Genomic DNA, 25,707 nt, shown 5'->3' with positions numbered 1-25,707 from the left:
CTGGATCGTATATCATCCATCTCCTCCCGTGTGGTAGCGTTTGTAGCTACGTAGCTACCTTGGGGAGGCGAGCATGGCGATCATGACGGCCAGGGCGTTCAATCAGGACACCTCGGCGGCGAAGCGGGAGGCGGCCACAGAGCCGTTGATCATCACCGACCGCGGCGAGCCGTCGTTCGTGCTGCTGACCTACGCGACGTACAGGCAGATCACGGGGACGGCCGACAACATCGTCGACCTCCTCCGCCAGGACGACGACGCAGATTTCGACGTCGAGTTCCCGCCGATGACCTTCCAGGCGAGAGAGATCGACCTGTGAAGTGGCTGCTCGACACCATGACGCTGTCGGCGACCCGCCGTCCCGAGCGTGAGGACCCGGACGTCATCCGCTGGCTCGAACGGCAGAACCCGTTCTCGCTCTATCTCTCGGCGATCACGATCTTCGAGCTCGAACTCGGCATCCAGCGCAAGGAGCGCGTCGACCCCGCGCAGGGGATCATGCTCAGGCGATGGCAGGACGACGTGATGATGATCTTCCACGAACGCATCCTCCCCGTCGACGCCGAGGTCGCCGGGCTGGCCGCCGGCTACCACGTACCCGATCCGCGCCCCGAGCGGGACGCGCTGATCGCCGCGACGGCCGAGATCGGCAATTTGACGCTGGTCACCCGCAATGAGCGCGACTTCGAGCCGTTCGGCGTCAGCATGTTCAATCCGTGGATCACCCGGTTCGCCAAGATCCCCAGCCGGTAGGCCCTCACGGCCGCGCCGTCGACCGCGGCCGCAGCGCCCAGAACACGACCGGCACCAGCAGCGCGGAGAGCACCCCGCCCGCGATCGACAGCAGCGCGTAGCCGGCGCTCGCCATCACGACGCCGGACATCGCGCCGCCGCCCGCGCCCGCCAGTGCGATCAGCACGTCGATCGTGCCCTGCGTCCTGGCGCGGTTCGCGGGAGTGGTCGCGTCGATGACGAGGGCCGTGCCGGAGATCAGGCCGAAGTTCCAGCCGAGACCGAGGAGCGTGAGGGCCAGCACGAGGAGCCCGAGCGAGTCCGCGGGGGCGATCGCGCCGACGATGCCGGCGGCGAGCAGTGTGACGGCGGCGGCGACAGCCATCGGGATGCGGCCGACCCTGTCCACCAGGAGTCCGGTGAGCGGCGACGGCAGGTACATCGCGGCGATGTGGATCCCGATGACCACGCCCACCTCGGAGAGGTCGTGGTGGTGGGCGCGCATCTCCACCGGCGTCATGGTCATGATCGCGACCATGGCGATCTGGGTCAGGATCATCACGGCCGCGCCGACGATCGCGCCGCGGCCGACCGGTGGGACCGGTGCCGGCGCCGCTGCGTCCCGTTCGGCCGACGCCGCAGACGCCGCGGACGCCGCGTCCGCCGCCAGTCGCCGCGCGAGCAGCAACGGGTCCGGCCGCAGCAGCAGCACCAGCACGAGCCCCGCCAGGAGGTACGCCGCCGCCGCGAGCAGGAACGGCCCGGCGAGCGCGGGGATGCCGAGCGCGACCGCCACCGAGCCCATCGGCGCGACGAGGTTCGGTCCCGCGACCGCACCCAGCGTCGTTGAGACCAGCGCCACGCTCACCGCCGTGCCCCGGGAGGACGGCGCGGCCAGGTCCGAGCCGGCATAGCGCGCCTGCAGGTTCGTCGCGGTCCCCGCGCCGTAGACCAGGAGCGCGACGAAGAGGAGCGGGACGTCGTCGGTGGCCGCGGCGAGGACGACACCGAGCGCACCGAGGCCGCCGGCGCCGAAGCCGATCCCGAGCCCGATCCGCCGTCCACGCCGCTGGCTGACCCGGCCCACGACGAACGCGGCGCCGGCCGAACCCAGCGTGAACAGCGCGGCGGGGAGGCCGGCGAGCGAGTCCGCCCCGACCAGCTCCTGGGCCAGCAGGGCGCCGACCGTGACACCGGCGGCGAGACCCGCGCCGCCGAGCACCTGGCTGGCGACCACCACGGCGAGCGTGCGGCGCTGGACCCGGCGGCGCAGCGCCTCGTCCGCGGCGAGGACCCGATCGCCGGACGTCACGACAACTCCATGGGCTTCAGCGTAGGACCCCGCCCGCCCCGCTAGCCTGAACCCGTGTCGGACCGTCTGCATCGCGTCGCCGTCCTCGTGTTGGAGGGCGCCAAGCCGCTGGACGTCGGCATCCCGGCGCAGGTGTTCACCACGCGCGCGAGCATGCCGTACGAGGTCCGGGTGTGCGGCGCGGCCCCCGGGCTCGTGACCGGTGGCGACGGGCTCTCGTACCATGTGGCGCACGGCCTGGAGGCGCTCGGCTGGGCGGACATCGTGTTCCTGCCCGGCTACCGGCATCCCGACCGCGACGACCCGCCGGCCGCGGTGGTGGAGGCCCTGCTCGCGGCGCACGCGCGCGGCGCCCGGCTGGCCGCGATCTCCACCGGCGCCTTCGCGCTCGCGGCGACCGGCCTCCTCGACGGCAAGCGCGCCACGACGCACTGGCACTACACGCGCGCGCTCGCCCAGCGCCATCCGCTGATCCGGGTGGACGAGAACGTGCTGTTCGTCGACGAGGGTGACGTGCTCACCTCGGCCGGCGCGGCCAGCGGGATCGACCTCTGCCTGCACATCCTCCGCGGCGACCTCGGCATCGCCGCCGCCAACCACGCCGCCCGCCGCCTGGTCGCCGCGCCGTACCGCAGCGGGGGACAGGCGCAGTACGTCCCGCGCAGCGTCCCGGAGCCGCTCGGCGAACGCTTCGCGGCCGTCCGCGAGTGGGCGCTGCACCGGCTCGGGGACCCGCTCACGCTGGAGGTGCTCGCCCGCAGGGCCGCCGTGTCGCCGCGCACGTTCTCCCGCCGCTTCGTGGAGGACACCGGCTACACGCCCATGCAGTGGGTGATGCGGGCGCGGATCGACGTGGCCCGCGAGCTGCTGGAGCGCTCCGAGCTCAGCGTCGAGCAGATCGCGGCGGACGTCGGGCTCGGCACCGGCGCGAACCTGCGCCTGCACTTCCAGCGCATCCTCGGCACCACGCCGAGCGAGTACCGCCGCACCTTCAGCGGCGACGCCGGCTGAGCCACCCCGATTCGTGCCGAATGGCGCGAATCAGCAACGCATTCGCGCCATTCGGCACGAATGTCGGCTGGCGGGATCCTTGTGAAGCGTGGCGATCGCGCCGCTGGCGGCGCGGCAGCGCAGCGGCGAGCCTTGAGGGGAACGAAAGGATCCCCTCCGCATGACCCGCATCGCCATCAACGGCTTCGGCCGCATCGGTCGCAACGTCCTCCGCGCCCTCCTGGAGCGCGACACCGACCTGGAGGTCGTGGCCGTCAACGACCTGACCGAGCCGGCCGCGCTCGCCAAGCTCCTGGCCTTCGACTCCACCGCGGGTCGCCTCGGCCGCCCCGTCACTGTGGACGGCGACGTCCTCGTGGTCGACGGCCACCGCATCCGCGTCCTCGCCGAGCGCGAGCCGGCGCAGCTCCCGTGGGCCGAGCTCGGCGTGGACATCGTGCTGGAGTCCACCGGCCGGTTCACCTCCGCGACCGCCGCGCGCGCCCACCTGGAGGCCGGCGCGAAGAAGGTCCTCGTCAGCGCCCCCGCCGACGGCGCGGACGTCACCCTCGCCTACGGCGTCAACACCGACGCCTACGACCCGGCCGTCCACACGATCGTGTCGAACGCCTCGTGCACCACGAACGCGCTCGCGCCGCTCGCCGCGGTCCTGGACGACCTGGCCGGCATCGAGCACGGCTTCATGACCACGGTGCACGCGTACACGCAGGAGCAGAACCTGCAGGACGGCCCGCACCGCGACCCGCGCCGTGCCCGCGCCGCCGCGGTCAACATCGTCCCGACCACGACCGGCGCCGCCAAGGCGATCGGCCTGGTCCTGCCGAACCTGGACGGCAAGCTGTCCGGCGACTCGATCCGCGTGCCCGTCCCGGTCGGCTCGATCGTGGAGCTGAACACCGTCGTCGCCCGCGATGTCACCCGCGAGGAGGTGCTGGCCGCGTACCGCGCCGCCGCCGAGGGCGCGCTCGCCGGCGTCCTGGAGTACTCGGAGGACGCGCTGGTCTCCTCCGACATCACCGGCAACCCGGCGTCGTCCATCTTCGACTCGGAGCTCACCCGCGTGGACGGCCGCCACGTGAAGGTCGTCGCCTGGTACGACAACGAGTGGGGCTTCTCCAACCGCGTCGTCGACTCGCTGGCGCTGCTCGCCGGCTGAGTCCTCCGCAGTGCCGACGGACCGCGTCCCGCTGGGGCGCGGTCCGTTGTCTGTCGGCTACCGTGAGGGGATGCCGTCGCACTCCGCCGCCGACCACGCTGCCGAGTCGATCGCGCCGGGCGTCCGCCGCGTGCGCATCCTCATGCCGCCCGGCACCGGCCTCCCGTTCAGCAACGCCTACCTGATCGAGGACGCGGACGACCGCGTCCACGTGATCGACCCGGGCTCCGCGACCCCGGAGGCTCACGAGACCCTGCGGGCGGCCCTCGGCGGCGCCCCGGTCGCCTCGATCGTGCTGACCCACCTGCATGCCGACCACGCCGGGGGTGCTGCGGCGCTGGCGGCAGAGACGGGCGCCTCCGTCCTCGTCCACGAGCGCGAGCGAGCCGCGCTCGGACTGATCGCCGCGGGCCTCCCCGCTCCCGACCTGGAGGCCTGGGGCGTACCCGCCGAGCGCCGCCCCGAACTCCTCGCCGCCGCGGCCGTGCCGACGGGTCCGGCGACTCAGCTCGTGGACGCGGTGATCACCGGCGCGCTGACGGACGGCGACGTGCTCGACCTTCCCGGCCGCCGCCTCCGCGTCGTCGGGACGCCCGGCCACACCGGCGGCCACCTCTGCCTGCACGACGAGGAGGCCGGCCTCCTCCTCACCGGCGACCATGTGCTGCCGACGATCAACTCCGGTCTGGGACTGGGCGGCCCCACCGAGAGCAACCCGATCGCCGACTACCTCGCATCGCTCGACCGGGTCGCGCTCCTCGATCGCGACGGCCTCCGCGCGCTCCCCGGCCACGAGGACCCGTTCACCGGCCTACGCGAGCGCTGCTCGGCCCTCGCCGCCCACCACCTCCGCCGCGCGGACGAGGTCGCCGCCCACCCCGGCGGCACGGTGTGGGAGGTCGCACGCACCCTGACCTGGACCGGCGGCTGGGACGGGCTCGCCGGGTTCACCCTGCTCTCCGCGCTGCGTCAGACGGCACAGCACCGGGAGTTCGTCGCCCGACGGGCCTAAAGCATCGTCTCCACGCCCAGTGTCACCCGATCCCCGAGCCCGACACCCTCACGCCTCCGCACGTCCCCCTTGATGGCCACCACGTACGCCCCGTCCGCACTCTCCGGGAACACCGACGTCGACCAACGAGAGCCGCCGAGCGTCACCATCACCTTGACCGACCCCCACCCGGCGGGCGGATGCGGCTGCAGGCGGATCTCCTCCGAGATGTCGTCGGGCAGGCGGGCGAACACCCACAGGTCGCGCCGCGCCTCCCAGCGGAACAGCTCCGTCTCGAACTCGTAACGCACGCCGGCCATCACCCCAGCCTGCCACCGACCGCCGACATCCGCCTGGATCGCGCCGACGCCCCTGCCCGGCGGCGCACCCGCGGCGCTATCCTCGCACCGACCGTCAGGAGGATCCATGCCAGCCACCCGCCCCGGCACCGTCACGTTCGTCGCCGTGCTCGCCTACATCAACGGCGTCCTCAACATCGTCGGGGGCGTGGTCATCCTGTTCACCCGCGACCAGATGGTGCGCGCGTCGAACGCGGGCGCGATCGCCGGGATCACCACGTCCGCGATCCTGGTGATCATCCTCGGGATCGTGATCCTCGTCGTCGCCCGCGGCCTCCTGAACGGCAGTCGCTTCGCGCGCGGGATCGTCACCGTCGTCATGATCCTCAACGCGGTCGGCGGGTTCCTCCTGCTGTTCAGCGGGCAGTTCTTCAGCGCGATTCTCGAGCTTCTCTGGGCCGTGGTCATGCTGTCGCTGCTCTACACGCAGCGCGCCAACGCGTTCTTCGCGAGCCGCGGCTGAGCCCGACGCGCCGTGCTGTCGGCGCGATCGGACAGAATGGGAGGTGGCGCCGACGCCCGGCGTCCCCGACCGACCCGAAAGGCTGTGGCCATGCGCTGGCCGAACTGGCTCAGGAGGCCCACGGTGAAGACCGTGCGCACGCGTCCCTTCGACGAGGACGCCCTGCCGGAGCCCGCCGCGCCCACGCTGGAGCAGACCGTCGACGAAGGTATGCTCCTGGCGGAATACGCCACGAGGATGGCGGTCAAGAACCACATCGTGGTCGACACGCTGCAGTACGGGAACGACTTCGACCCGGCCAGGCACACCGGCGAGGCGGCGCACCTGCTGCGCGAGCTCGCCTCCGAGCAGGGCGAGGCCGCCGGCCGGATCGACGCCGACCTGGAGGTCGCGCAGGGGCTCCGCGGCGACGCGACCCACCCGCACGACTACCGCGACGTCGACGTGGCGAACCTGCGCCTGCGCCGGGACGCGGCGGTCGCGCTGGCGAGCGCGCTGCGGGCGAAGGCCGACTCCGAGGAGGAGCTGCTCGCGCTGGTGGAGCGCGGCCGGGTGGACGCCTGGGACGAGGTCGGCCGTGCGATCGAGGCCGGGCTGGACGCCTTCTCCGGGGCGGAGGCGCTGAAGGCCGACTACGAGCGCGAGAAGCCGGGCCGGCTCAAGCTGCTGATCTGGCGCGACCTGGCCCGGCTGGAGGAGCAGCACACGGGGTACTGAGGCTCCCGCCTCTCGAGTACGACCTCAGGGCGCGGATTTGTTCCGCACTCCAGTTGAGATATTTGAGAGTTACATGGTTAGATGTGGCCTGAACCGTTTCGTCGGTTCGGATCTCAAAGAGGAGCCACCATGAGTGAATCAACCAATGTCGGTCGGGATGAAAACGAGCTCGCGTACGTAGCGCACACGGCTCCAACTCGACCCAAGCGCGGACTCTCAGTTGTCCTCGTCGCCTTCGTCGCCGCCATCTTCGCGATCGGGGTGACTGCGCCGCCGGCGAACGCGGCCGAGGCTGGCGAGCCGAGCTATGAACTCACAGTCGGCGGTGAGACCATCACATTCGCCGAGGGTGAGACTGTGACGGTCGGAATGGAGCGGATCGCTCCGGACGAATCTGGCGCCGGGATCTTGTCGCGCGCTGTCTTCAACGGCAACGCAGGCACGCTGACAGTCACTGGTTCAAATGGCGCGTTCCGCTATGGAATCGCGATGTCCATCCCGGTGACGACCTTCGTGGGCGTCTTCACGGTGACTGACATCTCCCACGGCGGATCCGGGGGTCGGACACCGGTACTCGGATTCTCCGGCTCCGTCCCTACCAGCAACTTGCGCGGCCACACCTACAGCGGCGTTCTCGAAGGAACGGCATTCCTTCTGGGTGCGGCCGCTGCCAAGACCATGCCGAACTACACGACGTTCAAGAACTAGCGAAACCCTGTCATCGCGTGTGTGAATCGGAGCACCCGCGTAGTGTTCGAGCGGGATCGGGTGCGCGTCGACAAGACAATGCGGGAAGGAACTATCCGATGGGCGGAACCACCTTCAACACTGTGGCTGAGCTGCGGCGCATCGTCGCGGAGGGCCGCGTGTCACAGACCGCATTGGAGGCAATCACAGGAATCGCCGGAGAACGCCTCGGGGCGGTTCTCGAGGAATCGAATCGTGACGAGGTGGGGATGTCAGCGGCGGTGTTCCCGCTGTCAAGCGACGAAAGCATCCGCTTATCCGGCCTTGCTGCGCAACTGACCCAGGGGATGGAGATCGGAGACGATGAACGCCTGAAGGCGATTCTCGAAGGACTCACCATCGAGTTCGCGTTGACTACGCACAACATCGCCCTGCTCACAGCCACGAACCTGGATGACATCGAGGCCTGTCTCGTAGACCCGGCGGCGGTGGCTCCCGAGCGGAAGTACCGGCTTGCTGTCCGGGCCTCCTATCTGAGCCTCGCAATCGCTAACGCCAGACCCTATTGACCCCGCAGCGCCACCGGCGGCACCAGCGTCCCGACCTCCGACCGCACCCAGCGATCCCCGGTCGCGCGCTTCTCCGCGTGCGTCGCGAACCGGTACAGGAACATCCGCGCCCGCACCGACCGCGGCGCCGCGCCGCCGAACGGGTCGTCCCGCAGCAGCCGGAGCGTCGGCCGGTCGGCCTCCAGCAGCCGTAGCAGGAAGACCTCGAACCACGGCGAGTCCCGGGAGCCCAGCGCCAGGAACCACATCAGCCAGTCCAGCCGCAGGTGGTACGGCGCGTACTGGCGGGGCAGCCTCCGCACGTCGCCCGGCTTGCCCTTGAAGCCGTACTCGCGCCATTCGGCGCCGGGATCGTGCGGGTCGTCGGCCGTGCCCTCCACGACCACCTCGTAGCGCTCCTTCGTGACGCTCCCGAACGCGCCGTAGGCGTTGACCAGGTGCCAGCGGTTGAAGCTCGCGTTCATCAGCTGGCGCCGGCGGAACAGGTTCCGCAGCGGCCACCAGCTCAGCGCCACCAGGAACGCGCTCACCAGCAGCGCGACGACGGCGTACCAGAGCGGCACCTCCGCCGCGCCGATCCCGCCGTGGATGACGCCGCCGCTGATCCACCGCCACGCGCCGTCGCTCACGCCCGCGAACGCGAGCACGATCGTGATCCAGTTGAGCCAGGCGAAGTTGCCGGTCGCGACGAGCCAGAGCTGGGTCAGGATGACCACCACCGCCGCCGCGCTCGCGACCGGCTGCGGGAGGAACAGCAGCCACGGCACGACCAGCTGCGCGAAGTGGTTGCCGAGCACCTCCACGCGGTGCCACCACTTCGGCAGCAGGTGCGCGGTGCGGCTCAGCGGGTTCGGCATCGGCTGGGTCTCGTGGTGGTAGTACAGCGCCGTCAGGTCGCGCCAGGACCGGTCGCCGCGCATCTTGATCATCCCGGCGCCGAACTCCAGCCGGAACACCAGCCAGCGCAGCAGGATGACGATCGTGATCGGGGGAGCGGTGTCCCAGGAGCCGAGGAAGGCGACGGTGAAGCCGGCCTCGCAGATCAGGCTCTCCCAGCCGAAGCCGTAGAAGGTCTGCCCGATGTTCGCGATCGAGAGGTACAGGAACCAGATGATCAGGAACACCGGCACGAACACGTACGACGGGGTGAGTTGCAGCACACCGAACACAGCGAGCGCGGCGAGCGCGGCGCCGGTCCAGGCGACGGCGCGCAGCAGCCGGTCGGAGTACCGCCAGCGGAACAGCGTCGGCTGCCTCCTGGCGTAGGTCGACCGCAGGAAGCGCGGCGCGGGCAGGAGGCCGTGCTCGCCCAGCAGCGCGGGGAACTGCGCGACGGCCGAGAGGAACGCCACGACATACAGGGCCGCCACACCGCGCTGCAGGATCTCCCGCGCGATCGTGTAGTCGGTCCCGGCCAGCCAGCCAAGCGCATCCATCGGACCTCACCGTACGCTCGCCGCGGCGGCGGGCGAACGCTGGATCGGGACGGGGCGGATCGAGCCGGGGCTAGGCCGCCAGCTCCGCGTCCAGCCGGATGGCCCGGTGGTCGGACGCACCCGCGGGCAGCACATCCACCCGCTCCACGTCGAAGCCCGTGGAGGTCACGAAGTCGAAGTAGCCGCTGAAGAACTTGTAGCGCAGGTAGGTCGGCTCGTCGCTGCGCTTGAGCGTGTAGCCGGAGGTGGTCAGGTGCCGCTCCAGCCCGCGGATGAACCACGGGTAGTTGAAGTCGCCGACCATGATCGCGGGCGTCTCCGGCGCGAGCGAGCGCATCCCCTCGTGGGCGGCCGCGATCTGCTTGCGGCGCAGCGAGTTGGAGGCCGTCAGCGGGGCGGCGTGGAACGAGCCGACCAGCACGCGCTCGCCGGAGTCGCGGTCGCGCAGCAGCACGGCGAGCAGCCGCTCGCTGGCGGGGGCGAGCACGCGGTCGTGGAGGGACTTCTGCACGGCGAAGACCTGCGTGTCCAGCACCTCCCACCGCTCGTCGCGGACGTACACGGCGAGGCCGAGCCGGTTGGCCCTGGTGGCGTCGGCGAGCTGGAGGTCGTGCAGCCGCGGCGCGAGCGCCTCGCTGTCGCACTCCTGCAGGCACAGCGCGTCGACGTCGTACGTCTTGGCGATGTCCTCGAGCTCGTGACCGGCGGCGTGCTTGCGCAGGTTGTAGCTGATGAGTCTCAGTGTCCTGCACCTCCTCGCGTCGTAGGGTCGCCGGGGAACACCCGGGTCACCGCTCATTGTGGCCCAACCCGCAGGGTGCGCAACGATGACCTCCGACATCCCACACGGAATTCACACCCTGGTCATCGCCCGTTGTGCCGGTACGGTGGTCGCATGGCAGGCGACGCAGTCATCCTCACGGTCCCCGGGCCGCACGGGGATCGGGAGATCCGCATCTCGAGCCCGGGCAGGGTGCTCTACCCGGAGCTCGGGATCACGAAGCTCGACCTCGCGAACTACCTGGTGGAGGTGGGGGAGGCGTTCGTCCGGGCCAACGGCGACCGGCCGCTGTCGCTGCAGCGCTTCCCGGACGGGATCGACGGCGAGCAGTTCTTCTCCAAGAACCCGCCGCGCGGCACGCCGGACTTCGTGCGCTCGGTGATGGTCGTCTACCCGAGCGCGCGGTCGCACCCGCAGCTCGTGATCGACGAGCCGGCCGCCGCGGTGTGGGCGGCGCAGATGAACACGGTGGTCTTCCACCCGTGGCCGTCGCGGGCGGAGGACTCGGACAACCCGGACCAGCTCCGGATCGACCTCGACCCGCAGCCCGGCACAGACTTCACCGACGCCATCCCGGCCGCGATCGAGCTGCGCGCGGTGCTCTTCGAGGCGGGGCTGGAGGCGTACATCAAGACCTCGGGCAACCGCGGCCTTCACGTGTTCGCGCCGATCGAGCCGAAGCGGGAGTTCCTCGACGTGCGGCACGCGGTCATCGCGGCGGCGCGCGAGTTGGAGCGGCGGATGCCGGAGAAGGTGACGACGGCGTGGTGGAAGGAGGAGCGCGGCGAGCGGATCTTCGTCGACTTCAACCAGGCCAACCGCGACCGCACGATGGCGGGCGCCTACAGCCCTCGGGCGCTGGCCCACGCGCCGGTCTCCACGCCGGTGACCTGGGACGAGCTTCCGGAGGTCGACCCGCGCGACTTCACGGTGCGCACGGTGCCGGAGCGGCTGCGCAGCACGGGCGACCCGTGGCAGGACTTCGGCGAGCGTCCCGGCACGATCGACACGCTGCTCGGCTGGTGGCAGCGCGACCTCGACAACGGCCTCGGCGAGCTCCCCTTCCCACCCGACTACCCCAAGATGCCCGGCGAGCCCCCGCGCGTCCAACCCTCCCGCGCCAAAAAGGCCTGACCAGCCATCCGTTCCGGAGTTGTGTACGCCCGACTCCGGCGTGTCGCGTACGCAACTCAGGAATTCATGGCGGGGGTTTAGGGGGTTAGGACATGACGTCGGCCAGGTCGTAGGCGATGGGGCGGTCGAGCTGGTCGTAGGTGCAGGAGGCGGCGTCGCGGTCGGGGCGCCAGCGCTCGAACTGCGCGGTGTGGCGGAAGCGCCAGCCCTCCATCTGGTCGTAGCGCACCTCCATGACGCGCTCCGGGCGCAGGCGCACGAACGACACGTCCTTGCTGGCCGAGAACCGGCTGCGGTCGGTCTCGCCGGTGACGGCCGCGCCGCTGTCGTCGCGCTCGACCAGCGGCTCCAGGTCGTCGACGAGCTGGAGCCGCACCTTGTCGCTGAACGCGGACACCCCGCCGACGTTGCGCAGCACCCCGTCGTCGCCGTAGAGCCCGACGAGGAGCGACCCGACGCCCTGGCCGCTCTTGTGCACCCGGTAGCCGAGCACGACGACGTCGGCGGTGCGGTGGTGCTTGATCTTGAGCATTGTCCGCTTGTTCGGGGCGTACACGCCGTCCAGCGGCTTGGCGACGACGCCGTCCAGCCCTGCGCCCTCGAACTCGACCAGCCACTGCCGGGCACGCTCGGTGTCGACGGTCGTCCGGGTGACCTTGATGGGGTCGGGGAGGTCGCCGGCGAACTCCTCCAGGGCCGCGCGCCGCTCGGAGAACGGCCGGTCGAGGTAGGACTCGGCGCCGAGGGCGAGCAGGTCGAACGCGACGAAGGTGGCGGGGGTCTGCTCCGAGAGCAGCTTCACGCGGCTGGCGGCCGGGTGGATGCGCTGCGAGAGGGCCTCCCAGTCGAGCCGCTGGGCGCCGGGCTCGCCGGTGGGGACGACGATCTCGCCGTCGAGGACGCACGGCCCGGGCAGCAGCTCCCGGAAGGCGGCGATCAGCTCGGGAAAGTACCGGGTCAGCATCTTGGACCCGCGGCTGCCGATCTCGATCGCGCCGATCGTGCCGTCCCCGGCGTCGTCGGCGTAGACGAGCGCGCGGAAGCCGTCCCACTTGGGCTCGAAGCTGAGGCCGCCGGGGACGCTGTCCTGGTCGGGGACGGCGGGCAGCGCCTTGGCGAGCATGGGAGCGACGGGGGAGCCGGAGGTCGGACGCATGTCTCGATCATGCCGTGACACGCAGCCGTCCGGAAGGGCGCGGGACGTCAGCTCCGCTCCGCGACCCCCGTGAGCCCCTCGCTCAGCGTCCACAGGTCGCGGGCGAGCTGCGGGTCCTTCGCCTGCCCGGTCACCCGGCCGTTGGCCGTGAACCTGTCGAAGTAGGTGCCGCTCGGCGCCCCGACCGGGACCGGGCCGGTGAGCCGTTCCAGCGGGGCGGAGCCCTCCTCCGGGGTGACGCCGTACCGGCCGCCGGTCACGGCGCCGCCGAACCGGATGAGCGGGGAGCTCGCGCCGAACCGGGTCACGACCGTTCCCGGATGGAACGAGTAGGCCGTGACACCGGTGCCGGTGAGCCGCTCCGCGAGCTCGGCGACGAACAGGATGGTCGCGATCTTGGACGTGCCGTACGCCCGCCAGCCGCCGCGCCAACGTCGCCGCTCCCAGTCGAGGTCGTCCAGCCGCAGGCGCCCGAACTGGTTGGCCATGCTCGCGGTCGACACCACGCGGACGTCCCGCCCCGCGGCCGCCGACTCCAGCAATCGCGGCTGCAGGAGGCGGGTGAGCAGGAACGGCGCGAGGTGGTTGAGCTGGATGGTGCGCTCGTGCCCGTCGACCGTGACGCGCCGCTCGTGGTACAGGCCGCCCGCGTTGTTCGCGAGCACGTCGATGATGTCGTAGCGGTCGAGGAGGGCGGCGGCGAGCGCGCGGACGTCGTCCAGCCGCTCGAAGTCGGCGAGGAACGGTGTGGCCCCGACCCGTTCCGCGACCGCGCGCGTCCGCTCCGGGTCGCGGCCGACCACCGCGACATCGTCGCCGGCCGCGGCGAGCCGGCCCGCAGCGACCGCGCCGATGCCGGAGCTGGCGCCGGTGACGACGACGGTGCGACGCTCCTTCGCGTTCATCGGTAGCCACCCTTCTCGAGGCCGGCCTCGATCTCGAACCGGTTGCGCAGCGGGTCGCGCCCGGCCAGCAGGTAGAGGAACGGGAAGAGCATGCCGTAGCGCTGCCACTGCCGCTTGTGGACGGCCTCGTGCTCCAGGACGTCGTCGCTCACGTTCCGGTCGGTGAGGTAGCACGCTCCGACGCACGACCCGCCGCGGCCGAAGGTCCGCTTCGGCATGCCGCGGAACACGAACAGCCCGGCGCGGCGCTCGACCCGCCCGGTGCTCCACGCGAAGCCCCAGACCATCCCGACCGCGGTGGCGTACAGGTAGCCGAGCCGGCTGACCGGCGAGTCCAGGAAGACCGCCGACAGCGAGCGCACCAGATCTCCGCGCGCCGTCACGTGGTCGGCCGGCCGTAGGTCTCGAGCAGCCGCAGCCAGACCTCGCTGACGGTGGGGTAGGACGGGACGGCGTGCCACAGCCGCTCCAGCGGCACCTCGCCGACGATCGCGACCGTCGCCGAGTGCAGCAGCTCGCCGACGTCCTGCCCGACGAAGGTCGCGCCGAGGACGACGCCGCGGTCCTCGTCCACGACCATGCGCGCCATGCCGTCGTAGTCGTCGGCCAGGACGTAGGCGCCGCTCACTGAGCCGATCGGGTAGTCCACCACGCGGATGCGATACCCGGCCTTGTCGGCCGCGGCCGCGGTCAGCCCGACCGAGGCGACCTCCGGCTCGGTGAAGGTGACCTGCGGCACCGCCTGGTGGTCGGCGGTCGCGACGAACGCGCCCCACGGCGCCATGGACACCTCGTGGCCCTTCGCCCTGGCGGCGATCGCGTCACCGGCCGCGCGGGCCTGGTACTTGCCCTGGTGGGTGAGCAGCGCGCGGTGGTTGACGTCGCCCGCGGCGTATAGCCAGCCGCCGTCGACCGGCTCGCCCGCCGCGTCGAGCACGCGCATGCTGTCGTCGACGGTGAGCCAGCCGCCGTCCTCCAGCCCGAAGCTCTGCAGCCCGAGACCCGAGGTGCGCGGCAGCCGGCCGGTCGCGACCAGGAGCTCGTCGGTCTCGACCACCGTGCCGTCGCCGAGACGGACCCGGTACCGGTCGTCGTCGGTGCGCTCGACGGACTCGGTCGCGACATCGAGGTGCACGGTGACGCCGAGCGCCGTGAGGGCGGCCGCGACACGTTCGCCGGCGAACGGCTCGGCTCCGCCGAGCAGCCCGTGCCGCGCGATGAGGTGCACCTCGGTTCCGAACCCCGCGTACGCGGTCGCCATCTCGCTCCCGACCGTCCCGCCGCCCAGGATCGCCAGCGACACCGGCACCCGCTGCACGCTCGTCGCGTCCCGGCTCGTCCACGGCTCGCTCTCGCGGAGGCCGGGGATGTCGGGCAGGAGGGACGCGGAGCCGGTGCACACCGCGACCGCGTGCTTCGCGGTGAGGACGGTCGTCACGCCGTCCGCACCCGTGACGGTGACCTCGCGGGGCGCGGAGATGGTGGCCCAGCCGCGGACCAGGTCGATCCCCGCTCCCTGCAGCCACTTCACCTGCCCGTCGTCCGTCCAGTCGCTGGTCATGTAGTCGCGCCGGCGGAGCACTGCGGCGACGTCGAGCGGCCCGGTGACGGCCTCCCTGGCGCCGCCGACCCGCTGCGCCGCCCGGAGCGCGGCAGCGGAGCGGAGCAGGGTCTTCGACGGGATGCAGGCCCAGTAGGAGCATTCGCCCCCGATCAGCTCGGCCTCGACGATCACCGTGCGCATGCCGCCCTGGGCGGCGCGGTCGGCGACGTTCTCGCCGACGGTGCCGGCTCCGATGACGATGACGTCGTACTCGGTCGTTGCGGTCATGTGTCCTCCACAGTGCTCGGTGGTCTTGGGGGTCCGTGGCCGGAAGGCCGGGCAGCGTCAGCGCCCGACGAACTCCGCAGTGGTGCGGGTGAGGAAGGCCTGCATGCCGATGCGGGAGTCCTCACTGCCCGCCAGCCGGACGAGCGCCGGCTGCAGCGCGGCCTCGGCCGCTGCGTCGCCGTCGCGCACGGCGGTGACCGCGTTCGCGAGCGTCGCCTGCACGGCCAGCGGAGCCTGGGCGGCGATCCGCTCGGCGATGGCGAGCGCGGCGCCGAGCTGCGCGCCGTCGTCGACCACCTCCTGGACGAGCCCCATCCGGTACGCCTCGTCGGCGCCGAAGGGGTCGCCCGTGAGGATGTACCGCATGGCGTTGCCCCACCCGGCCGCGCGCGGGAACCGGATGGTCGCCCCGCCGAACGGCAGGATGCCGCGGGCGACCTCGATCTGCGCGAACGTCGTGGACCGCGCCGCGACCGTGACGTCGGCCGCGAGGATGAGCTCGATGCCCAGTGTGAGACAGGTGCCCTGCACCGCGACCACGACGGGCTTGCTGACGCGGGGGCCGGAGACGCCCCAGGGGTCGACGCCCGTGTCGCCGACGAACGACAGCCCCTCCGGGCCGATGCGCGGTCCGACGTCGGCGAGGTCGAGCCCGCCGGTGAAGTGGTCGCCGATCGCGTGGACGACGCCGGCCCGCAGCCCGGGATCGCGGTCGAGCTCCCCGTAGGCCTCCGCCAGCGCGTTCAGCAGCTCGTAGTCCGCCGCGTTGCGCTTGTCGGGACGGTTGAGGCCGATCAGCAGCACGTGGCCGCGCCGCTCGGTCAGGATCTTCGGTTCGCTCATGCCTCTCAAGCTACCGGCGGGATCACCGGACGTCATCCGGCGGCGCGGTATCCGTGGACAAGTGGCGCGGCCGGTGATCTGTGGAGGAACTTCCGCCGACCGGGCTGCCGGCCGCCGCGCCGTTCTTCAACGGCGCCGTCAGGCTGCCGAGCACCCGCAGGATCACGCTCAGGTCGCGCCCCGCCGCGTCCGGCGACTCCGGCGCGAACTCCGTCATCGCGGCCCCGGCCAGCTCGAACCGCGAGCGCAGCGCCCGGACGGCATCCGTGAGCTGCTCCGGCGACACCCCGAACGGCTCGGGGAACCCGATGCCGTCGATCGCGGACGGATCGAGCACGTCGAGGTCGATGTGCAGGTAGACGGACGTGGCGCCGGTCGCCTCCACCGCCCGCACCAGTGCCTCCGGGTCGTCGAACTCGCCCGGCGCGACCACCCGGATCCCCATCCGCTCCACGAACGCCGACTCGCCGTCGTCGAGGGCGCGCGTGCCCGCGAGGACGAGCTGCTCGTGGTGCAGGCGCGCCGCCCCGGTCGACGCCAGCCCGTCCGGGCCGTCGCCGAGGAGGGAGCGCACGACCATGCCGTGGAAGGCGCCGGACGGCGACGTCGACACGTTGTTGAGGTCGCCGTGCGCGTCGAACCACACGACGGCGACCGACCCGGCCGGATGCGACTGAACCGCGTGCTGCACTCCGGCGAGGTCGGCGCCGCAATCGCCGCCGATCGTGACGACCGGCGCCTCCAGCACCGCCAGCTCCGCCGCCGCGAGCTCGCGAACCAGGCTGAGCGACGAATACCGCAGCACGCCGGTCCCCAGCGCCTCTCCCGCCGCTGCGGGGACCGCCACAGCGTGGGTCGCGTTCGCGGGGAGGTCGCCGCGGATGGCCTCCGCGCCGTCGATCAGCCGCATCGCCCGGGAGGAGCCGGAGCCCTGCCACTGCGGTACGACGAGGAACGATGCCGGGCTCATCCTTTTTCCTTCCGTGTCGCCGCCGCGGCCGCGCTGCGCAGGCCGGAGGCGGTCAGGTGCTGGCCGTAGGCGGGCATGTCGCGCTCGAACCGCCAGCCTTCGGCGAGCGGGCCGAGGTCGACCACGTCGAAGCCGAACTCGTCCAGCAGCTCGGAGACGAGGGCTTTCGCGTCGTCGTCGTCGCCCGCGATCGCGAGGGCGCGGCGGCCGGGGGTGCCGGGCGGCGCGGCGTCCGCTGTCAGGTTCGGCGCCGGGATGTGGTTGAACGCCTTGACGACGCTCGCCTGCGGCAGGACGCGCTGCAGCAGCCCGGACACCGTCTCGCGGCCGTCCTCCAGCTCGGGGATGACGCCGTCGCGGGCCGGGTAGTAGTTGCCGGTGTCGATGACGACCTTGCCGGCGAACGCGGCGGAGGGCAGCGAGGCGATCGAGCGCAGCGGGATGGCGACGACGACGATGTCACCGGCCTGGACGGCCTCCGTCACGGTCCCGGCGCGCGCGTGCGGGCCGAGTTCGCCGACCAGCGCGGCGAGCGACTGCGGCGCCCGCGAGTTGCTGATGACGATGTCGTAGCCGTGCGCGATCCCGAGGCGCGCCAGCTGGCTGCCGATCCGGCCGGCCCCGACCAGGCCCAACGTCGTCATGATGCACCCGTCGTCGTCATGCTGCGCCCTCCCTGTGCTCCACGATCTGCGCCGCGCCGCGCCTACGCCGAAAGACCAGCCACAGCACCACTCCGCCGACGACCAGGACGACCGCCAGCGCCACCCAGAAGATCAGGGCCCCGCCGCTGTCGCCGACCGCCGCGCCGAGTCCCTGCGCGGCGGCGACCGCGGCGGGCGTCCAGTCCTGTGTGCGCAGCTTCGGCTCGACCTGCGTCTGCTCGATGGTGGTCAGCTCGCGATCGCTGACCGGCCCGCTGCTGTCGCCGGACAGGTAGTAGGTCTGCCCGTCCGTCGCGACCGCGAGCAGGTAGTCGGTCGGGCCGAGGCCGTTGCGGGCGGCGGTCTCGTTGGCCCAGTCCTCCTCGTCGGTCGGGTTGGTGAACTGGTCGACGTACGCGACGTAGAGGCGGACGCCGTGGTCCTTATAGAGGGAGGCCGACGCCGCCTCGATCGTGTCCACGTCGGCGTCCGAGAGCACGCTCGCCTGGTCCACGACATGCCCGGAGCCGAAGTCGACCGGGTCCGCCGTGCGCACCGCGTGAGCTGCGGGCGCGGACAGGACGAGCGGCGCGGACACCGCGCCCGCCACGAGCAGGAGGGCGATGAGCGCGCGACGCCCGATCAGCGAACGGTGCACAGACATTCACCCACTCTCCCGAGCTTTCCTGTCATCGAGCCGAGTCTAGGAGCGCGCTCCGTGCCGTGTCACTGTTTCGACCTGTTACGCGCCCGGGTGCGTGCAGGCGGAGGCCGCCGCAGAATGGCTGTCATGTCCCCGGCCGCCCGCACCCTCGCCGTCGTCGAGGCGACGCGCTTCCGCGGCCACGACCCGGAGTACCACGCGTACGTGCAGGTGCTCGTCGGGGGAGTCGTCCGCGCGGTGGAGGCCGACGGCTGGACCGTCTCCCGGCTCGCGGCCGACGGCGGCACGGACGCCCTGCTCGCCGCGACCGAGCGCGCCGACGCCGTGGTGATCGTCGGCGGCGAGGACATCGCACCGCGGTTCTACGGCGGCTCGGCGGGCTACCCACACGAGAGCCTGCACCGCGAGACCGCTGACGCCGCCCAGCTCGCGCTCGTGCACCGCGCGATCGAGCGCGGCCTCCCGCTGCTCGGCATCTGCCGCGGCCTGCAGATCGTCAACGTCGCGCTCGGCGGCACGCTCGTGCAGGACCTGGGGGAGTCCGACCACGTGCGCCGCGGCGTCCCCATCCCGGAGGTGCTCACCACGCATCCCGTGCTCTTGGAGCCGGACAGCCGCGTGGAGGAGCTGCTCGGCGGCCCCGTGGTCGCCGTGCGCAGCGCGCACCACCAGGCGGTGGATGTCGTCGGAGCGGGCCTCCGCGTCACCGGGCGCGCGCCGGACGGTCACGTCGAGGCGATCGAGCACGAGAGCGCCCCCATCCTCGCGGTGCAGTGGCACCCGGAGGACCCGGCCGCCCCGGCGGGTCAGCTCGCCGCGCTGCTCGGAGCGCTCCGCGCCCCCGTGCGCGCCTCCCTCGCCGCCTGACGCGCCGCGCATTCGTGCCGAATGGCGCGAATCCCGGGGCGAAACACGCCATTCGGCACGAATGTCAGACGGTCCAGCCGTCGTCGCCGATGAGCGGGACGAACGCGACCGCGCCGAGGTTGCGCTCGCGCAGCGAGCCGTCGGCGGCGCGCTCGAACACGGCCAGGTGCTGGGCGCCTCCCGGATGCCCGACCGGCATCACGATGCGGCCGCCCGGTGCGAGCTGCTCGGGCCACGCCCGCGGCACGGTCGGACCGGTCGCCGCCGCGACGATCGCGTCGTACGGCGCGCCCGCGGGCCAGCCGAGCGTCCCGTCGCCGGTCACGACGTTCACGCGATAGCCGAGCGCCTCCAGCGTCGCCGCCGCAGTGACGGCCAGCTCGGCATGGCGTTCGATGCTGACCACCCTGTGCCCGAGCTCCGCGGCGACCGCTGCCGCATAGCCGGAGCCGGTGCCGACGTCGAGCACGGCGTCCTCCGGGCCTATCCTGGCGGCCTCCAGCATGAGCGCGACGATGTAGGGCTGCGAGATGGTCTGGCCGTCGCCGATCGGCATCGGGTGGTCCTCGTAGGCGTACCGCTCCGCGCCCTCCGGGACGAACTCGTGCCGTGGCACGCGTCTCATCGCGTCGAGCACCCGTTGGTCCTCGATCCCGCGGAGGCGGAGTTGCTCCTCGACCATCCGCTCGCGTTCGGCGCTGAATTCCCTGTTCGTACGGCTATTGAACCACCGCGGGGCGCCGGTCCTGAAGCCCGCTCAGACCACCGAGCGCGCGTGGTCGACGAGGCGGTCGAAGGCCGCGTCGAGGTCGGGGTCGAGTCGCTGGCGGGAGGCGTCGGCGAGGTACCAGTCCACGATCTCGCCCGCGCCGTGCGCGAATGTGACCCTGGCCTGGTACTCGGGCACCAGCGCCTTCACCTTGGCGTTGTCGAAGTGCATGGAGTGCGCCTTGTCGCCGAGGAGGCCGGGGCCGAGGTCGGGGACGACGGCGGCGATGGTCTCGCTCGCGACGTGCACGAGCTCGGCCTCCACGCCCAGCGCCTCGGCGAGGTAGCAGTAGATCTGGTCCCAGGTCGGCGCCTCGTCCGAGGTGATGTGGAAGGAGTCGCCCACGGCCTCCGGACGGCCGAGCAGCCCGACGAACGCGACCGCGAAGTCCGTGTTGTGCGTGATCGTCCACCGGCTCGTGCCGTCGCCGTGCACCACGACCGGCGCCCCGCGGCGCATCCGCTCCAGGTCGGTCCAGTGCCCGCTGGTCGGGATCATGGTGCGGTCGTAGGTGTGCGACGGGCGCACGATGGTGATCGGGAAGCCGCGCTCGCGATACGACTCGACCAGGAGGTCCTCGCAGGCGATCTTGTCGCGGGAGTACTGCCAGAACGGGTTGCGCAGCGGCGTGGACTCGACCACCGGCATCCGCGCGGGCGGGGTCTGGTACGCCGACGCGGAGGAGATGAACACGTACTGGCCGACCCTGCCCTCGAACAGGTCGAAGTCGGTGCGGATGTGCTCCGGCGTGAAGGCGAGGAACTCCGCCGCGACGTCGAAGCTGCGCTCGCCGAGCACGCTGTGGACGCTCTCCGGGTCGCGGATGTCGGCGTGCAGCACCTCCACGCCGTCCGGGAGGGGACGCAGGTCGCTGTTCCCGCGGTTCACGACCGTGACCTCGTGGCCCTGGTCGAGCGCCCGGGCGACGCACGCGGAACTGATGACCCCTGTGCCGCCGATGAAGAGTGTCCGTGTCGCTGTCATCCCTGCTCCTCGCATCGTCGCCGGCGGTCCCGACAGGTTCGCGGCCGTCGCCGGCCACGCCCCCAGACGACCCAGACTAACGCCCCGACGGCCCCCGAGGTTAAGGTCCCGTCGCCTCCCGCGTACAGTGCAGGTCGTCCACCCCGCCGACCAGGGAAGGAGCCCTCCCGCCGTGCCACTGCGAACCTGGCCCTCACTCGTGATCGCGTGCCTCATCGCCATCGTCGCCGCCGTGGTGGTGACGGCGATCGTCGGGGCGATCCTGCGCGGTGTCGGCCGCCATCGCCAATGGCCCGCTGTGCTGGTGAAGCGCGCGAGGGTGCCGTTCCGGCTGTTCCTGGCGGTGATCGTGCTGTGGATCGCGGTCACGCTGACCCTGCCGCCGGACGTGCCGCCGGACTGGGTGGGCGTCATCCAGCACACCTTCCTGATCCTCGCCATCGCCACCGGCACCTGGTTCCTCGCGGCGCTGGTGGTCTTCGCGGAGGACCTCGGGCTCACCCGCTACCGGGTCGACGTCCCGGACAACCGGTACGCCCGCCGGGTGCGCACGCAGGTGCTCGTGCTGCGGCGGCTGACGGTCGTGGCGGCCGTCGTGATCGGGCTGGCCGCGATCCTGCTGACCTTCCCCGTGCTGCAGGCGGCGGGGGCCAGCCTGCTGGCGTCGGCGGGGATAATCGGTGTGATCGCCGGTGTCGCCGCGCAGTCGAGCCTGGCGAACCTGTTCGCCGGGATCCAGCTCGCCTTCAGCGACGCCATCCGGATCGACGATGTCGTGGTGGTCGAGCAGCAGTGGGGGACCATCGAGGAGCTCACGCTCACGTACGTGGTGGTGCACATCTGGGACGACCGCCGGCTGGTGCTGCCGTCGACGTACTTCACGACGAAGCCGTTCGAGAACTGGACGCGCCAGCACAGCGAGCTCCTCGGCTCGGTGGAGTTCGACCTCGACTGGCGGGTGTCGCCGTCCGGGATGCGCGCGGAGCTGAACCGCATCCTGGCCGCGACGGACCTGTGGGACGGCCGTACCGGCGTCCTCCAGGTCACCGACGCCACGCAGGGCTGGGTGCGGGTGCGCGTCCTGGTCACCGGCAAGGACGCCCCGACCCTGTTCGACCTGCGCTGCCACGTGCGGGAGCGCCTGATCGACTGGATGCAGCGCTACTCCGACGCCGCGCTGCCGCGCAAGCGCGTGGAGATCGTGGAGACCCCCGAGACCCAGGTGCCGAGCTCCCGCGCCCGCACCGCCCAGGAGGGCGAGGGCCGCCTCTTCGGCGGCACCCCCGAGAAGGAGCAGCGAGCCTCCCAGTTCACCGACGCCATCCCCATCCTCCCCGACCCCACCCGCACCGACGAGCGCCAAGCCGACCCCGCCGACTAACCCCCGCCCCCCACCCGCCCCGCCAGCAGGAGGAATTCCTGCGACACCCCCTCAACCTCCTTCCGAACCCCCATCGGAAGGAGATTCAGATCGTGTCTCCTGTTCACACCACCCGCCCGCGCCAGCGGGTTCTCCACAGATTCGCGCAATGGGCCCCGTCACCGCCCTCCCGCGTCCAGGATCGGTCCATGACCTGGATGAATCGGCTCAGAGAACTCGGTGGCGCGGCCACCACCCACCAGCTCCGGATGGCGGGCGCGACGCCCGAGGACCTGAAGCGCGCCGTGCGCGGCGGCGCGGTGGATCGCGTCCGCAGGGGCGTCTACGCGTCTCCGCTCCTCGGCGGGGTGGCCTTGGAGGCCGTCCGAGCGGGAGCGCGGCTGTCGTGCGTCTCGGCCTGCGCCAGTTACGGGCTCTGGTCCGGCTCGGATCGGCGGACGCACGTGACGCTGTCGCCGCAGTCGCGCGGTGCGCCGCCCGGCCTCGTCTGCCATTGGCGGCCGGCCGAGGAGCATCCCGAACTGTGGCGGGTGTCGCTCGCCGACTGCTTGCGGTCCGTGGCGCGGTGCGCCGACGAGGAGACGGCGGTCGCGGCGTTCGACACGGCGCTCACGGCAGGGCTCGTCAGCCCCTCCGGACTGCGCCGGATCCTGGAGGACGCGCCGAGGGACGCGCGCGAGCGGGCGGCGCTCGCGCGGCCGGGCTCGGACTCCGGGGTCGAGTCGCTCGTGCGGCAGCGGCTGGAGCGTGGCGGGCACCGGGTCGAGCAGCAGGTGCACGTGCGCGGCGTCGGCCGGGTGGACATGCGGGTCGACGGCGAGCTGTACCTGGAGGTCGACGGCTACGCCTTCCACAGCGTCGCGGGCGCGTTCGAGCGCGACCGGCTGAGGGACTCCACGCTCGCCGAGCTCGGGCACCGCCGGCTCCGGGTGACCGCGCGCCAGGTGGTCGGAGACTGGCCGAGGGTGGAGGCCGCGATCGACCGCATCGTGCAGGTGGTGTAGCCCCTCAGCGAACTCACAGCAACCCAGGGACCAACCCGGCGCCCTCCGCTGTTCTCCTTACTGACGGCGCCGCAGCCAGCGCTCGCCGCACTCAGGAGGAAACGTGACACAGGACTACCGCAAGAGCCAGGACGCCGTCGCGCGGCTCACCCCCGCGCAGTACGCGGTCACCCAGGAGGCGGCGACAGAGCCCGCCTTCCGCAACGAGTTCTGGAACAATCACGAGGCGGGGCTCTACGTCGACATCGTGTCGGGGGAGCCGCTCTTCGCGTCCGTGAACAAGTACGACAGCCGTTCGGGGTGGCCGAGCTTCACCGTGCCGGTGGAGCCGGGCAACATCGTGGAGAAGACCGACCGCACCTACGGGATGGTCCGCACCGAGGTGCGCTCCGCCCACGGCGACAGCCACCTCGGGCACCTGTTCGACGACGGGCCCGCCGAGGCCGGCGGACTCCGCTACTGCATCAACTCCGCCGCGCTCCGGTTCGTCCCGCTCTCCGAGCTGGACGAGCAGGGCTACGGCGACTACCGCCACCTTTTCGAGAACGAGAACGAGAACGAGGAGAACCACTGATGACGACCGAGAAGGCCATCCTGGCCGGAGGATGTTTCTGGGGCATGCAGGACCTCATCCGCAAGCGCCCCGGCGTCGTGAGCACCCGCGTCGGCTACACCGGCGGCGACGTGCCCAACGCCACCTACCGCAACCACGGCACCCATGCCGAGGCGATCGAGATCGAGTTCGACCCGAAGAAGGTCAGCTACCGCGACCTCCTGGAGTTCTTCTTCCAGATCCACGACCCGTCGACGAAGAACCGGCAGGGCAACGATGTCGGCACCAGTTACCGGTCGGCGATCTACTACGAGGACGCCGAGCAGCGCCGCGTCGCCGAGGACACCATCGCCGATGTGGACGCGTCCGGTCTCTGGCCGGGCAAGGTCGTCACCGAGGTGGAGCCGGCCGGGCCGTTCTGGGAGGCCGAGCCCGAGCATCAGGACTACCTGGAGCGCATCCCGTGGGGCTACACCTGCCACTTCGCCCGCCCGGATTGGAAGCTCCCGCGCCGAGAGGCCGCGGCGAGCTAGTCCCGGGCCCGTTCCAGCAGCACCGCCACCTCCTGGTGCCCGGTCTGCGGGAACATGTCGAGCACGCGGCCGGTGCGGATGCGGTACGACGGCATCCGCGCCAGGTCGTGGGCGAGGCTCTTCGGGTTGCAGCTCGAATACACCACGCTCGGAACGCCGGAGCCTTCGAGCCAGCCCGCGAGCTCGGCTCCGATGCCGCGCCGCGGCGGGTTGACGATGACCAGCTCGGGCGCGGTCTTCGCCCCCAGCGCGAACGCGGTCGCGTCACCCGCCCGGAACGCCACCAACGGCAACCCGGCCGCGGAGGCCGTCGCGCGGGCGCTCCGCACGGCCTCCGTGCTGGTCTCCACGCCGACCACCCGGCGGCCCGGCGCCGCCACGTTCAGGGCGAAGCCGCCGACGCCGCAGTACAGATCCCACACGCTCGCCGGCGACACCTCGTCCACCCAGGCGGCGACCTGCGCGTACAGCGCCTCGGCGACGGCGGTGTTGGTCTGAAAGAAGCTCTGCGGGCGCAGCCGGAGCGGGATGCCGCCCACCCGCATCACGAGCGACGACTCGGCGGTCAGCACGATCTCGCGCTCGCCCTCCACCACCGCTTTGTGCTCCGGCTGGAGGTTCACGGTCACGACCCGCGCATGGGGCAGCGCGGCCAGCAGCTCGGGCAGCAGGGCGCGGATGCGGCCGACGGACTCCTCCGACCTGACGACGAACCGCACCATCAGCTCGTCGTCGGGGGAGAGGGTCACCAGCACGTACTTGAGCTCGCCGCGGCGGTCGGGCACGCTGTACGGCTCGATCCGGGCGCGGGTCACGAAGTCGGCGAGCACGGGCAGCGCAGCCCGGACGCCGGGCGCGCAGATCCCGCACTCGCGCAGGTCGACGCCGCGTCCCGCCTCGTCGAGGATGCCGATGGTCGGCGCGTCGACGGTGCCGGAGACGACCATCTTCGCCTTGTTGCGGTACCCGGACTCGGCGCTCGCGACCGGCGGCAGCCAGACCGCGTCTCCGAACGGGGACAGGAGCTCGCGCGAGTGGCGGTCCTTGCCCGCGAGCTGCTCGGCGTAGGGGACGCCCATCAGCGTGCACGAGCGGCACACGCCGGCGTCGAAGTACGAGCAGTCCATTCCGCGAACGATTGTACGTGGCCCCGCGATTCCCACATCGCCGCACGAAAACACAGAAACAACCACAAAGAATTCTCTTGCAAGATGTTGTTTCGTGTTGTAATGTGTGGGAAACCAAAGGAGGTCCC

Annotated in this window: 29 protein-coding genes and 1 pseudogene; 15 read left to right on the top strand and 15 right to left on the bottom strand. The window is 71.8% G+C overall.

The genetic code is table 11. The annotated features are described in order from the left end of the window. Positions 1-73: 73 nt before the first annotated feature. Both ABCS02_RS15185 and ABCS02_RS15180 read left to right on the top strand, forming a co-directional pair. Entirely contained in the window at positions 74-319 is a 246-nt protein-coding gene (locus ABCS02_RS15185; RefSeq protein ID WP_345836505.1) for a type II toxin-antitoxin system prevent-host-death family antitoxin, read from the top strand. Beyond that, positions 316-753 carry a type II toxin-antitoxin system VapC family toxin gene (locus ABCS02_RS15180; RefSeq protein WP_345836504.1) on the top strand — a complete coding sequence of 146 codons (438 nt, stop codon included), beginning with the start codon at positions 316-318 and terminating at the stop codon, positions 751-753. The genes ABCS02_RS15185 and ABCS02_RS15180 overlap by 4 nt, the downstream gene beginning before the upstream one ends. 4 nt (positions 754-757) lie before the next feature. Here the strand turns inward: ABCS02_RS15180 and ABCS02_RS15175 are convergent, their stop codons facing one another. Continuing rightward, positions 758-2,044 (bottom strand): MFS transporter, encoded by a 1,287-nt coding sequence (locus ABCS02_RS15175; protein WP_345836503.1) that lies wholly within the window; start codon positions 2,042-2,044, stop codon positions 758-760. A gap of 54 nt (positions 2,045-2,098) precedes the next feature. On the opposite strand from ABCS02_RS15175, the gene ABCS02_RS15170 reads away from it, so the two are divergent. The 3 genes from ABCS02_RS15170 (at position 2,099) to ABCS02_RS15160 (ending at position 5,223) form a co-directional block, all read left to right on the top strand. Continuing rightward, positions 2,099-3,055 carry a helix-turn-helix domain-containing protein gene (locus ABCS02_RS15170; RefSeq protein WP_345836502.1) on the top strand — a complete coding sequence of 319 codons (957 nt, stop codon included), beginning with the start codon at positions 2,099-2,101 and terminating at the stop codon, positions 3,053-3,055. Positions 3,056-3,215: 160 nt separating this feature from the next. Beyond that, positions 3,216-4,211 (top strand): type I glyceraldehyde-3-phosphate dehydrogenase, encoded by a 996-nt coding sequence (gene gap / locus ABCS02_RS15165; protein ID WP_345836501.1) that lies wholly within the window; start codon positions 3,216-3,218, stop codon positions 4,209-4,211. A 70-nt stretch (positions 4,212-4,281) separates the two neighbouring features. After that, a complete protein-coding gene (locus tag ABCS02_RS15160; RefSeq protein WP_345836500.1) occupies positions 4,282-5,223 on the top strand; it encodes an MBL fold metallo-hydrolase in 942 nt (313 codons plus the stop codon). Here the strand turns inward: ABCS02_RS15160 and ABCS02_RS15155 are convergent. Further along, on the bottom strand, positions 5,220-5,522 hold the full coding sequence (locus ABCS02_RS15155; protein WP_345836499.1) for a DUF1905 domain-containing protein: 303 nt from the start codon (positions 5,520-5,522) through the stop codon (positions 5,220-5,222). The two genes, ABCS02_RS15160 and ABCS02_RS15155, sit on opposite strands and share 4 nt — an antisense overlap. A gap of 106 nt (positions 5,523-5,628) precedes the next feature. Here ABCS02_RS15155 and ABCS02_RS15150 point away from each other — a divergent pair, with 106 nt between their 5' ends. The 4 genes from ABCS02_RS15150 to ABCS02_RS15135 all read left to right on the top strand — a co-directional run bounded on the left by ABCS02_RS15150 (position 5,629) and on the right by ABCS02_RS15135 (position 7,997). Continuing rightward, positions 5,629-6,024 (top strand): hypothetical protein, encoded by a 396-nt coding sequence (locus ABCS02_RS15150; protein WP_345836498.1) that lies wholly within the window; start codon positions 5,629-5,631, stop codon positions 6,022-6,024. Positions 6,025-6,114: 90 nt separating this feature from the next. Then, positions 6,115-6,741: a hypothetical protein gene (locus tag ABCS02_RS15145; protein WP_345836497.1), complete on the top strand. Its 627-nt coding sequence runs from the start codon at positions 6,115-6,117 to the stop codon at positions 6,739-6,741. A gap of 129 nt (positions 6,742-6,870) precedes the next feature. After that, positions 6,871-7,449, top strand: coding sequence for a hypothetical protein (locus ABCS02_RS15140; protein ID WP_345836496.1), 579 nt, complete (start codon positions 6,871-6,873; stop codon positions 7,447-7,449). Between the two features lie 98 nt (positions 7,450-7,547). Further along, complete coding sequence (locus ABCS02_RS15135) at positions 7,548-7,997, top strand: HTH domain-containing protein (protein ID WP_345836495.1); 450 nt, start codon at positions 7,548-7,550, stop codon at positions 7,995-7,997. On the opposite strand, the gene ABCS02_RS15130 is transcribed toward ABCS02_RS15135, so the two are convergent. Together ABCS02_RS15130 and ABCS02_RS15125 are read right to left on the bottom strand one after the other, a co-directional pair. Continuing rightward, positions 7,991-9,433: a lipase maturation factor family protein gene (locus tag ABCS02_RS15130; protein ID WP_345836494.1), complete on the bottom strand. Its 1,443-nt coding sequence runs from the start codon at positions 9,431-9,433 to the stop codon at positions 7,991-7,993. The two genes, ABCS02_RS15135 and ABCS02_RS15130, sit on opposite strands and share 7 nt — an antisense overlap. A 70-nt stretch (positions 9,434-9,503) precedes the next feature. Further along, complete coding sequence (locus ABCS02_RS15125; RefSeq protein WP_345836493.1) at positions 9,504-10,232, bottom strand: endonuclease/exonuclease/phosphatase family protein; 729 nt, start codon at positions 10,230-10,232, stop codon at positions 9,504-9,506. Between the two features lie 96 nt (positions 10,233-10,328). Between ABCS02_RS15125 and ligD the strand changes: the two genes are divergently transcribed. Beyond that, complete coding sequence (gene ligD, locus ABCS02_RS15120; RefSeq protein WP_345836492.1) at positions 10,329-11,348, top strand: non-homologous end-joining DNA ligase; 1,020 nt, start codon at positions 10,329-10,331, stop codon at positions 11,346-11,348. Positions 11,349-11,433: 85 nt separating this feature from the next. Here ligD and ABCS02_RS15115 read toward each other — a convergent pair whose 3' ends face one another. The 8 genes from ABCS02_RS15115 to ABCS02_RS15080 are packed head-to-tail and all read right to left on the bottom strand — an operon-like array spanning position 11,434 to position 18,361. Beyond that, positions 11,434-12,504, bottom strand: coding sequence for an ATP-dependent DNA ligase (locus ABCS02_RS15115; RefSeq protein WP_345836491.1), 1,071 nt, complete (start codon positions 12,502-12,504; stop codon positions 11,434-11,436). Between the two features lie 47 nt (positions 12,505-12,551). After that, the gene (locus ABCS02_RS15110) at positions 12,552-13,409 is read right to left on the bottom strand and encodes an SDR family NAD(P)-dependent oxidoreductase (RefSeq protein ID WP_345836490.1); all 858 of its coding nucleotides are present in this window, start codon (positions 13,407-13,409) and stop codon (positions 12,552-12,554) included. Further along, positions 13,406-13,771 (bottom strand): Fe-S oxidoreductase, encoded by a 366-nt coding sequence (locus ABCS02_RS15105; RefSeq protein ID WP_345836489.1) that lies wholly within the window; start codon positions 13,769-13,771, stop codon positions 13,406-13,408. Before ABCS02_RS15105 ends, ABCS02_RS15110 begins: the two co-directional genes overlap by 4 nt. 17 nt (positions 13,772-13,788) lie before the next feature. After that, positions 13,789-15,240: an NAD(P)/FAD-dependent oxidoreductase gene (locus ABCS02_RS15100; protein ID WP_345836488.1), complete on the bottom strand. Its 1,452-nt coding sequence runs from the start codon at positions 15,238-15,240 to the stop codon at positions 13,789-13,791. 57 nt (positions 15,241-15,297) lie between these two features. Then, positions 15,298-16,083, bottom strand: a complete 786-nt coding sequence (locus ABCS02_RS15095) for a crotonase/enoyl-CoA hydratase family protein (RefSeq protein WP_345836487.1) — start codon at positions 16,081-16,083, stop codon at positions 15,298-15,300. A gap of 22 nt (positions 16,084-16,105) precedes the next feature. Further along, positions 16,106-17,053, bottom strand: a complete 948-nt coding sequence (locus tag ABCS02_RS15090) for an arginase family protein (RefSeq protein ID WP_345836486.1) — start codon at positions 17,051-17,053, stop codon at positions 16,106-16,108. Then, positions 17,050-17,697 (bottom strand): NADPH-dependent F420 reductase, encoded by a 648-nt coding sequence (locus ABCS02_RS15085; RefSeq protein ID WP_345836485.1) that lies wholly within the window; start codon positions 17,695-17,697, stop codon positions 17,050-17,052. Before ABCS02_RS15085 ends, ABCS02_RS15090 begins: the two co-directional genes overlap by 4 nt. Before the next feature lie 16 nt (positions 17,698-17,713). Further along, positions 17,714-18,361, bottom strand: a complete 648-nt coding sequence (locus ABCS02_RS15080) for a TPM domain-containing protein (RefSeq protein ID WP_345836484.1) — start codon at positions 18,359-18,361, stop codon at positions 17,714-17,716. Positions 18,362-18,487: 126 nt separating this feature from the next. Here ABCS02_RS15080 and ABCS02_RS15075 point away from each other — a divergent pair, with 126 nt between their 5' ends. Then, a complete protein-coding gene (locus tag ABCS02_RS15075) occupies positions 18,488-19,228 on the top strand; it encodes a gamma-glutamyl-gamma-aminobutyrate hydrolase family protein (RefSeq protein ID WP_345836483.1) in 741 nt (246 codons plus the stop codon). A 64-nt stretch (positions 19,229-19,292) separates the two neighbouring features. Here ABCS02_RS15075 and ABCS02_RS15070 read toward each other — a convergent pair. Together ABCS02_RS15070 and ABCS02_RS15065 are read right to left on the bottom strand one after the other, a co-directional pair. Further along, positions 19,293-19,925 (bottom strand): annotated as a pseudogene (locus tag ABCS02_RS15070) (protein-L-isoaspartate(D-aspartate) O-methyltransferase); the annotation flags it as partial. Positions 19,926-19,985: 60 nt separating this feature from the next. Further along, on the bottom strand, positions 19,986-20,981 hold the full coding sequence (locus ABCS02_RS15065) for an SDR family oxidoreductase (RefSeq protein ID WP_345836482.1): 996 nt from the start codon (positions 20,979-20,981) through the stop codon (positions 19,986-19,988). Between the two features lie 172 nt (positions 20,982-21,153). Here ABCS02_RS15065 and ABCS02_RS15060 point away from each other — a divergent pair, with 172 nt between their 5' ends. The 4 genes from ABCS02_RS15060 to msrA all read left to right on the top strand — a co-directional run bounded on the left by ABCS02_RS15060 (position 21,154) and on the right by msrA (position 24,452). Further along, entirely contained in the window at positions 21,154-22,362 is a 1,209-nt protein-coding gene (locus ABCS02_RS15060; protein WP_345836481.1) for a mechanosensitive ion channel domain-containing protein, read from the top strand. 188 nt (positions 22,363-22,550) lie between these two features. After that, a complete protein-coding gene (locus ABCS02_RS15055) occupies positions 22,551-23,366 on the top strand; it encodes a type IV toxin-antitoxin system AbiEi family antitoxin domain-containing protein (RefSeq protein ID WP_345836480.1) in 816 nt (271 codons plus the stop codon). Between the two features lie 103 nt (positions 23,367-23,469). After that, positions 23,470-23,940, top strand: a complete 471-nt coding sequence (gene msrB, locus ABCS02_RS15050) for a peptide-methionine (R)-S-oxide reductase MsrB (RefSeq protein WP_345836479.1) — start codon at positions 23,470-23,472, stop codon at positions 23,938-23,940. Beyond that, positions 23,940-24,452 (top strand): peptide-methionine (S)-S-oxide reductase MsrA, encoded by a 513-nt coding sequence (msrA, locus tag ABCS02_RS15045; protein ID WP_345836478.1) that lies wholly within the window; start codon positions 23,940-23,942, stop codon positions 24,450-24,452. The genes msrB and msrA overlap by 1 nt, the downstream gene beginning before the upstream one ends. On the opposite strand, the gene rlmC is transcribed toward msrA, so the two are convergent. Further along, complete coding sequence (rlmC, locus tag ABCS02_RS15040; protein WP_345836477.1) at positions 24,449-25,579, bottom strand: 23S rRNA (uracil(747)-C(5))-methyltransferase RlmC; 1,131 nt, start codon at positions 25,577-25,579, stop codon at positions 24,449-24,451. The genes msrA and rlmC overlap by 4 nt on opposite strands. Positions 25,580-25,707 lie beyond the last annotated feature (128 nt).

It is taken from the genome of Microbacterium sp. X-17, from assembly GCF_039615055.1.
The sequence above is the reverse complement of the archived record's forward strand: the minus strand, read 5'-3'. Positions and strand labels throughout refer to the sequence as shown.